This is a genomic window from Thermococcus sp. PK, assembly GCF_000430485.1.
Classification (GTDB): Archaea; Methanobacteriota_B; Thermococci; order Thermococcales; family Thermococcaceae; genus Thermococcus_A; species Thermococcus_A bergensis.
On sequence record NZ_KE387150.1, the window covers coordinates 363,163 to 371,755 of the forward strand.

General features: G+C 45.5%; 10 protein-coding genes and 1 pseudogene. 6 read left to right on the top strand and 5 right to left on the bottom strand.

Annotated features, from left to right (window positions below):
• Positions 1–81 precede the first annotated feature (81 nt).
• Entirely contained in the window at positions 82–459 is a 378-nt protein-coding gene (locus THEPK_RS10165; RefSeq protein ID WP_042696758.1) for a hypothetical protein, read from the top strand.
• Positions 460–461: 2 nt separating this feature from the next.
• Here THEPK_RS10165 and THEPK_RS10170 read toward each other — a convergent pair whose 3' ends face one another.
• Entirely contained in the window at positions 462–800 is a 339-nt protein-coding gene (locus THEPK_RS10170; protein ID WP_198011319.1) for a maleate cis-trans isomerase family protein, read from the bottom strand.
• Between the two features lie 43 nt (positions 801–843).
• Positions 844–2,097, bottom strand: coding sequence for an Nramp family divalent metal transporter (locus THEPK_RS10175; protein ID WP_052315950.1), 1,254 nt, complete (start codon positions 2,095–2,097; stop codon positions 844–846).
• Positions 2,098–2,350: 253 nt separating this feature from the next.
• Between THEPK_RS10175 and THEPK_RS10180 the strand changes: the two genes are divergently transcribed.
• From THEPK_RS10180 to THEPK_RS10190, 3 genes are read left to right on the top strand one after another with little or no spacing between them, the layout of a single operon-like run.
• Positions 2,351–3,121: a LamB/YcsF family protein gene (locus tag THEPK_RS10180; protein WP_042701539.1), complete on the top strand. Its 771-nt coding sequence runs from the start codon at positions 2,351–2,353 to the stop codon at positions 3,119–3,121.
• A gap of 6 nt (positions 3,122–3,127) precedes the next feature.
• On the top strand, positions 3,128–3,820 hold the full coding sequence (gene pxpB / locus THEPK_RS10185) for a 5-oxoprolinase subunit PxpB (protein WP_042701542.1): 693 nt from the start codon (positions 3,128–3,130) through the stop codon (positions 3,818–3,820).
• Entirely contained in the window at positions 3,817–4,818 is a 1,002-nt protein-coding gene (locus tag THEPK_RS10190) for a 5-oxoprolinase subunit C family protein (protein WP_042701545.1), read from the top strand. The genes pxpB and THEPK_RS10190 overlap by 4 nt, the downstream gene beginning before the upstream one ends.
• Here THEPK_RS10190 and THEPK_RS10195 read toward each other — a convergent pair whose 3' ends face one another.
• Together THEPK_RS10195 and THEPK_RS10200 are read right to left on the bottom strand one after the other, a co-directional pair.
• Positions 4,819–5,247 (bottom strand): UPF0179 family protein, encoded by a 429-nt coding sequence (locus THEPK_RS10195; protein WP_042701547.1) that lies wholly within the window; start codon positions 5,245–5,247, stop codon positions 4,819–4,821.
• A gap of 24 nt (positions 5,248–5,271) precedes the next feature.
• Positions 5,272–6,312, bottom strand: a complete 1,041-nt coding sequence (locus THEPK_RS10200; protein WP_042701549.1) for an NAD(P)-dependent glycerol-1-phosphate dehydrogenase — start codon at positions 6,310–6,312, stop codon at positions 5,272–5,274.
• Between the two features lie 94 nt (positions 6,313–6,406).
• Here THEPK_RS10200 and THEPK_RS10205 point away from each other — a divergent pair, with 94 nt between their 5' ends.
• Positions 6,407–7,213, top strand: coding sequence for a DUF63 family protein (locus THEPK_RS10205; RefSeq protein ID WP_042701551.1), 807 nt, complete (start codon positions 6,407–6,409; stop codon positions 7,211–7,213).
• A 3-nt stretch (positions 7,214–7,216) separates the two neighbouring features.
• Positions 7,217–7,972, top strand: coding sequence for a bifunctional fructose-bisphosphatase/inositol-phosphate phosphatase (locus THEPK_RS10210; protein WP_042701554.1), 756 nt, complete (start codon positions 7,217–7,219; stop codon positions 7,970–7,972).
• 40 nt (positions 7,973–8,012) lie between these two features.
• On the opposite strand, the pseudogene THEPK_RS10215 reads toward THEPK_RS10210, so the two are convergent.
• Positions 8,013–8,593 (bottom strand): annotated as a pseudogene (locus THEPK_RS10215) (IS6 family transposase); the annotation flags it as partial.

Genomic DNA, 8,593 nt, shown 5'->3' on the forward strand with positions numbered 1-8,593 from the left:
CATTATCACAAATAAAAAAAGGGCAGGATAGAAGTTCAGGCAATAACGAGAATCCTGCCGGGTTTACTGTATCCGGTTGCTGTGAAGATCACAACTTCTGAGAACGAGCTGATTGAACTCCTGCCGGGGGGTTCTGGGAATTTTTATGCTGATGGGGCTTATGATTCAAAGAAAGTTCTGAACACTGTGGTGGAAAAGGGTTATCGGCCGATTGTTAAGAAAACTAAGAACGCTCCAGGTGGTTTTGGTAGTAAGAAGAGAGACAGAGTGTTTTCTGAAGAAGAGTACAGGCATAGGAATCCTCATGAGGGGTTCTGGGGTGCGTTTACAACGTGGTTTGGCAGTAGGATCCCCTGTTTTCTGAAAAAGACTACTGTAACCCGAATCCTGCTTGGGGTAATGTGTTATGGTCTGAAAATCCTCCTCAGAGTCAAATACTGTTTAAATAACAGGGGGTGAAACTAAACACGCCCCAGTACTGCAGTAGATGTTGTTATTGTTTTAATTCCGGAATGTTTTTCAAGCTCTTGGGATATCTGTTTATCATAGCCTTTGCCCTTCACTAAGCTCCCTGATGTACAACCATACATTATAATATTCACTTCAGCGTCAGCAAGCCTCTTTGCAGCATCCCTAGCATAAACTTCCATCTTTATCAAAGCTTCTTCAGTAACGTCAGTAAGATTCATTCTTGCCGTGTAGATTGAAACACCTTCAGGAGCCATTTTCCAAAATTCTGGTTCCATGGTTGTGTTGGAGGAGGGAACTATCAACCCTATTCTTGCTCTCCAACCATACATATAAAAACACCTCCTCAAAAAGGAAGGGAAAATGAAACGAGCATCACATCAAGCCCAAAGCCTTCAAAATCAACCTAATTCCCAAAATTGTTGCTGTAATAACTGCAATACCGCCAAGAACATTGGTAATTGGACCGTTTGTGTATTCTCCTAAGTACTCCTTCTTGTTTGCTGCATATAGAAGCATCCAGGCAACTATTGGTAGGAGAACACCGTTCACAGCTTGAGCAAAGATTATTGCCTCGATTGGTGATCTTCCTGTTGCAAACACCATGGTTCCAAATCCAAGACCCGCAAACATTATGAGCATTAGCCAGAGCCTGAAGTATTTGTCCTTCATATCTCTTGGTAGACCCAAGGACTGTTGAATCGCATATGCGCCAGCCAGAGGAGCAGTCACTGCGGAAGTCATACCTGCTGCAAACAAACCTAAGGCAAAGAACATGGCAGCCCATTTACCTAATAGTGGCTCCAGCTCAATCGCCATGTCTCCGGCAGATTTTATTGTTATTCCTAAGGGATGCAGGGTTGCAGCTGCTGTTATCATGATTGCCCAACTGAAGAGTCCACCAAGGAATATCCCAATTCCGGCATCCCAGCGCATTATCTTTATGCCTTCCCATCCCTTCCAGCCTTTCTCCAGAACTGAGGATGAATGCAGGAACAGGTTGTACGGCACCACGGTTGTTCCTATTAGAGCTAGCACTATTGTGAGAGCTCCTTCAGGAATGCTGGGCTTTACGAGATGAACAGCCACCTGACCCCAGTCGGGCTTTGCGGCGAACATGTCAATGAGGAACGCAAACCCCATTATAACAACAAGGGCTGTTAAAAACTTCTCGACTATCTTATAACTTCCAGTCCAGAGCAGTATCGTAGCTATGATTGCAATAACCCATAGCCATAGGAGAGCTGAATTTCCCAATATTGTATTTAATCCAATGGCTGCTCCTGTTAGATTTCCAGTTTGAAATGCCGCGTTACCTACACCAATTGCCAAAACCACGAGGGCTGCAGCCACCTTGTTTATCGTCGGGTTCTTTGAGAGGCTCGTTCTAATGAATTCAGCTAGAGGTTTACCTGTTGCAATTGCAATTCTTGCGGACATCTCTTGCAATACAATCGTCGCAAACACGGAAAATGTTAATGCCCAAAGGAGCACATATCCATATTTGGCACCCGAGGAAGACGTTGTTGTAACGGTTCCAGGACCAACGAAAGCTGCTGTAACTATCAGACCGGGACCTAAGGCTTTTAATATGGTTTTCCAATCTACGGTTGAAGCTTTTTCTCCCATTTTGACACCTCCTTCAAGATTTTATATCTCCGAAAATCAAAAGCCTTCAAATCTGGCATTACTACACCTAAAGTCAAAATAATATCCAAAAAAGCCTTGTTTATATCATTTTTGATACAAAAATACCAAAAATGATATACATTGAGGCTATAATGTACATTTATGGTGCAAGATTTTCACACTTATTAATGCCAGTTTTAAACACGTAGTATTTTTAACCTAAGTTCAAATTAACAATACTTGGTGATAGCTTATGCAAAGAGTCGATCTCAACTCAGACCTCGGTGAAAGCTTTGGGAGGTACAAGCTTGGGCTTGATGAGGAAGTTATGAAGTACATAACCTCAGCCAACGTTGCATGCGGCTGGCACGCTGGCGATCCAATGGTAATGAGAAAGACTGTAAAGCTCGCAAAAGAGCTGAACGTTGCCGTTGGAGCACATCCGGGTTATCCGGACTTGCTCGGCTTTGGAAGGAGATATATGGACATAACAAGAGAAGAAGCGAGAAACTACGTTCTCTACCAGATTGGAGCATTGTATGCGTTCGTAAAGGCTGAAGGGCTGGAGCTTCAGCACGTCAAGCCCCACGGGGCACTTTACAACGCCCTAGTTAAGGATGAAGAGCTCGCGAGAGGAATCTTAGAGGGAATAGCTGATTTCGACAGGAACCTTATTTTTGTTGGGCTTTCAATGTCAAAGCTATTGGAAATTGCGGAGGAAATGGGACTAAAGGTTGCCCACGAGGTATTTGCCGATAGGGCTTACAACCCGGATGGTACCCTGGTCTCAAGAAGGAAGCTGGGGGCGGTTATCCACGACAAAGAGCTCATAGCCGAGCGCGTCATTTCCATGGTCAAGGACGGAGGGGTTAAAGCCATTAACGGTGAATGGGTGGAGCTTAAAGCCGACACAATTTGCGTCCACGGGGACAACCCACAGGCTGTGGAGATAACAGCCTACATAAGAAAGCGCCTCGAGGAGGAAGGAGTAAAAGTTGTACCCATGAGAGAATTTATTAGGTGATTTTTTATGTTTCCAACTTTTAAGCCGGCTGGCGATTCTGCGGTAGTTATAATTTTCGGCAATGAGATAGACGAGGACCTCAACAGGAAAGTTCACGCTGTGGCAAGAACCATAGAGGAAGAAAATCCGGAGTGGCTTGTTGAAGTAGTGCCGACGTACACGAGCGTTTACGTTTACTATAACCCATTAAAAACCTCATATGCAGAGGCCGTCGAGGCCCTGAAGCCTTTTCTCTCCGCGGAGCCGCGGGAGGAGGAAGAGAGGATTGTGGAGATACCGGTTGCCTACGGAGGGAAGTTCGGGCCGGACATAGAGTTTGTCGCACAATACAACGGCTTAACCGTCGAAGAAGTCATAGAGATCCACTCAAAGCCACTCTACAGGGTTTACATGCTGGGGTTCCTGCCAGGGTTTGCGTATCTTGGAGGCATGGATGAGAGGATAGCAACGCCGAGGCTGGAGAAGCCGAGGTTAAAAGTTCCGGCTGGAAGCGTTGGAATAGCCGGAAAGCAGACCGGATGGTACGCCATTGAGAGCCCAGGAGGATGGAGGATAATCGGAAGAACGCCGCTGAAAACGTTTGATCCTTCTAAAAATCCGCCAAGCATAGTGAAGGCTGGAGATTACGTCAAGTTTGTGCCCATAAGCGAGGAGGAGTTCTGGGAAATCTATAAGCGAGAGTGGGGTGAAAAGGCATGATAGAGCTGGTAAACGTTCCTTCGCTTACGACGGTTCAGGATCTGGGAAGAATAGGCTACCAAAAGTTCGGCGTTCCGGTAAGTGGGGTTATGGACGAGGTTTCCGCGAGATTGACTAATTATCTTGTTGGGAATTATGATAACGCACCTCTGCTGGAGTTCGTTCTAAGAGGGCCCACCATAAGGTTCCACTCCTCTGCCGTTTTTGCCGTGGGTGGGGACGTGGAAGTTAAGCTAAACGGCGTTCCCATAAACCCATGGGAGAGCTACTGGGCAAAGAGAGGGGACGTTTTAGAAATAGGAACACTAAAAACCGGAATGTACGGATATATAGCATTTGCCGGAGGGATATGTTGTGAGCGGATTCTTGGTAGCTGCTCCACCTATTTGAGGGCAAACTTTGGCAGAGCGCTGAAAAGTGGGGATACTCTAAGCCTGGGCTACGCAATTTTAACAGGGAAGGATGGTAAAAAGCTTCCGGAGGCGTTTGTGCCAAAATATTCAAACGAGAGTGAAGTTAGGGTAATTTTAGGGCCACAAGAAGACCACTTTACAGAAGAAGGAATTAGAACATTCCTGAGCTCAACTTACGAGGTAACACCAGAATCCGATAGAATGGGCTACCGGCTGGAGGGTCCGAAAATAGAGCACTCAGAAAAAGGTGCCGACATAATCACTGATGCCATTCCCCTCGGCGCGATTCAAGTCCCAAAAAGCGGCAAGCCGATAATAATGCTCGCCGATAGGCAGACAACCGGAGGATACGCAAAGATAGGGGTCGTTGCCAGGGTGGACATTCCAAAGGTTGCTCAAACGAGGCCCGGAGGAAAGATTAGGTTTAGGGTTGTAAGTGTCGAAGATGCTCAGAAGGCTTTAAGAAGGCGCGAGACAACCATGGAAGCCATAAAGATGTTCCTCCTGGGGGAACTGAAGGCCTACAAATTGAAAGCCTTGGGAGAAGAGGTAATAGCCTTTACAAAAGTAGAAAAGAAGAGATAGTTACTCTTTTTCCCGTATAACGCGGGCAAGCTTATATTTTTTCCCATCACATTCAAAGTCTCCAAGAACTTCAAGAATCTTGACAACATCCCCTTCAAAAAGCCCCTCGGGTCTAACCAGGTTTTGCTTCTCTGGGTCACTGCAGTCCACAAAGCTTAGCTTTATCTTTGACCCAACTACGGCAACTCTCGGCTCTATTGCTACGTCTATTGCCGGTTCCACTACTTCAACCACCCTTACCTTCCCCTCGTGGAGAGGACAGGAGTGCTCTATGTTTCTGACCCTTACAACTTTGTACCTCCTTCCTGGTTCAAGGTTACCTACGCAGACCCTTGCCAACCTGCAGCTTTTGCATGGATCTGCTGGACCATAATAGATGAACTCCACCCCGGGTTTTGCGAGTTTTTCTCCAACCAGCGTGATTACCATTTTAACACCTCCTATGAATGATGATCATATTACACCTGTTATTTTAGCCGCTTTCTCAGCAGCCTCTCTTGTGAGGCCATCTTTGCCCAAAATCGTATACCTATCAGGCCTAATTGTGTGTGCTATTGTTAATGCTTCCACAATATACTCCGGATCAATTCCCAATTCGTATGCATTAGTAGGTGCTCCAACCTTCTTTAAGGTTTCCCTAATCCTCTGCCACTTAAGGCCGTGGAGATAGGCCATTATTATCGTTCCCACTCCACACTGCTCTCCATGAAGGGCAGGCTTTGGAGCTATCATGTCCAGTGCATGGCTGAATAGGTGTTCCGCACCGCTTGCAGGTCTTGATGAGCCGGCTATACTCATTGCTACGCCGCTTGATATTAGGCCCTTTATTACCTTTCTCACACTTTCCTCGTTGCCTAGCCTTATGATATCTGCGTTTTTAATGACCATCTTTGCGCTCATGAGGGAGAGAGAAGCAGCGTATTCACTGAAATATTCCCCCTTTATTTTATGGGCAAGCTCCCAGTCTTTTACTGCTGTGAGGTTGCTTATCATATCCCCGACTCCAGCTGCGAGGTACCTGTAGGGGGAGGTTTTTATAACCTCCACATCCGCAACAATAGCTATAGGGGGGCGTGCTTTTACTGAGGTTTTTGCACCGAGGTCTTTGATTGAGGCGTTTGCACTCGCTATGCCATCGTGAGAAGCAGTTGTAGGAAAGCTTATGAATGGGATATCAGCTTTAAAAGAGGCCAGCTTAGCTACATCTATTATGCTTCCTCCTCCAACGCCGATAACCCAGTTTATATCCTCGTTTTTTATCACATTGAGTGTTCTTTCAACTTCCTTCATTGAGGCTTCCTTAACAATCAAACACTTCACGTCAAAGGAATCCGTTAGGTGTTTTTCCACATCCTTTCCGGCAATTTCCTTAGTTTTTGGGCCGTAGAGAATTAAGGCCTTTTCACCCAATTTGAGCCGTCTGGCAACTTGGCTAACCTTATCCTTGAGGTTTTCACCGAGAAGAACTTCCCTTGGCAACTCCATTAAATGCATGATCATCCCCTTTCTATTTTTGTCTCTTAGAGCTTAAAAAATAATTGGAAGAAAAAGTTTTAACCAACCGCAGAATATTCCTTCCGGTGGTTAAATGGGTATTGGAAAGATTTTTCAGAGGTACTTCATAGACCCAATAAGGTACAACGAAGGCTATAATATTGTAAACACTCTCACTTATGCCATAATTCTCGGATTGGCAGCCCTTGGAGTGTATAAGATTCTTAAAAAGCTCGGGATAAAGTATGACAATGCCTTCTTCAGGGCCCTGATTCCCTATATGATCCTGGGGGCTTTTGGAAGAGCCCTTACGGATGCAACGATAATACCCAGAACTTACCTCACGGTTACACCGGGCATATATTTTCTCGTGTTTGCGATAACGTTTTCCGCTCTTTTGATAACACATAAACTCTTCGAAGACTGGAGAAAGGTCTTCCTGTACTTTGGATGGGGTCTTGTTGGAGGGGAAGTCCTGCTTCTGCTCATCAATTTGGACAAAGTTCGCTTCAACTTTGAAGTCTTAAAATACTTCATTCCATTTGCACTGCTCGCTCTGGTTGTGGTATATCTCCTTTCCACAAAAATAAGGCTCGTTAGAGAAAACTCCTACCTTTTCTACGCCCACTTCTACGATGCGACAACAACGTTTGTGGGAGTTGATTTTCTCGGCTACTGGGAGCAACACGTCTTGCCGAGGTACCTTATAGACCTAACCGGAACCGCCGCAGTCATGTACCTCTTGAAGTTTTCAGTTCTGATGGTTGCACTTTACCTGATGGAAGAACTTGAGGAGAGCGAAAGCGATAAAGAGCTCATGGATTTCATAAAGATGGTGATGTTTATCCTTGGCTTTGCCCCGGGGACTAGGAATCTTTTGAGAATGCTCATGGGGGTCTGAGCAATGTATGAATGGAACGAGATAGCGCTCAACCTCGCGAAAGATATTGAGAAAGAGATAATGCCCCTCTTTGGAACAAAAAAGGCGGGAGAATTCGTTGCTGTTAGCCCTAGCGGCGACAAAACAAAACTTGTAGATAAAGTAGCGGAAAATGTAGTTTTAGAGTACCTCAGACCTCTCGGCGTAAACATAGTAAGTGAAGAGATAGGGAACATAGATACTGGAAGCGAATACACCGTAGTCGTTGATCCTCTAGACGGTTCCTTCAACTTTATTCACGGCATCCCCATCTTTGGGTTCAGTTTTGCAGTTTTCAAAAATGAAAAACCTGCTTACGCCATGCTCTATGAGTTTATCACAAAGAACGTCTATGAGGGAATTCCCGGGGAGGGGGCTTACCTAAATGGGAAAAAAATAGGGATCAAGCCCCTAAACGAGAAGTCCGTTTCAATAAGCTTCTATACACGGGGCAGAGGGGCAGGACTCGTTCAAAAAGTGAGAAGGACAAGGGTTTTGGGTGCTATAGCAGTTGAGCTTGCCTACCTTGCGAGGGGTTCTCTCGACGGTGTGGTGGATATAAGGAACTATGTAAGACCAACAGACATAGCGGCTGGCTATGTAATTGCAAAGGAAGCCGGGGCCATTATAACCGACGACAGAGGGGAGGAGATAAAGTTTAGACTGGATGCAACGGAGAGACTGAATATAATAGCGGTGAACGATAAGCGACTTCTCGGGATGATACTGGAGGAAATTTAAGGAAAAGGTTAATCTTTCAAGTATCTCATATGGGATACTGTTAGGATAACTGGGGCATCACCTCCTGAAGCCATTCAGTAACATCACCAGGCGGATCACCAAAACTAGAATGAATTCTGACAAAATTATACCAGAAGGCAAACAGAAAAACAAACCTATGAACCCTCCTCCAGTCTTTACCCCTGAAATTATTCCAGAAACGCTTCGTCCTCTCCTTCAACGTCCTAAACCAGCGCTCAACACTGTTCCTCGGCCCGAAAGTCACATGCAGATAACCCAACCTCAAACTCTTAAAAGCAGACTTATACCAGCTCGCCCTGTCAACCAGAAAGACAGGCTGCCCTTCACACGACTTTAAAACAACCAGAATGAAATCCCTGGCAACCCACCAGTTTCTAACAGTCGTAATCCAGACTGCTAAAACTTCCTTGCTCTCAACGTCAATTGCAGCCCAGAGGTATCTTTTCTTCCCGTTGATTTTTATTACTGTTTCGTCAACTGCGATGAAGTTTTCGCTGTTTTTTGACTGCGAGGATTTTTGGCTTTGTAAACTGCTTCTGCTATTTTTGAATTGGCTTCCCAGACGGTTGTGTGGCTGATTCCGAGGATTCTGGCGGTTTG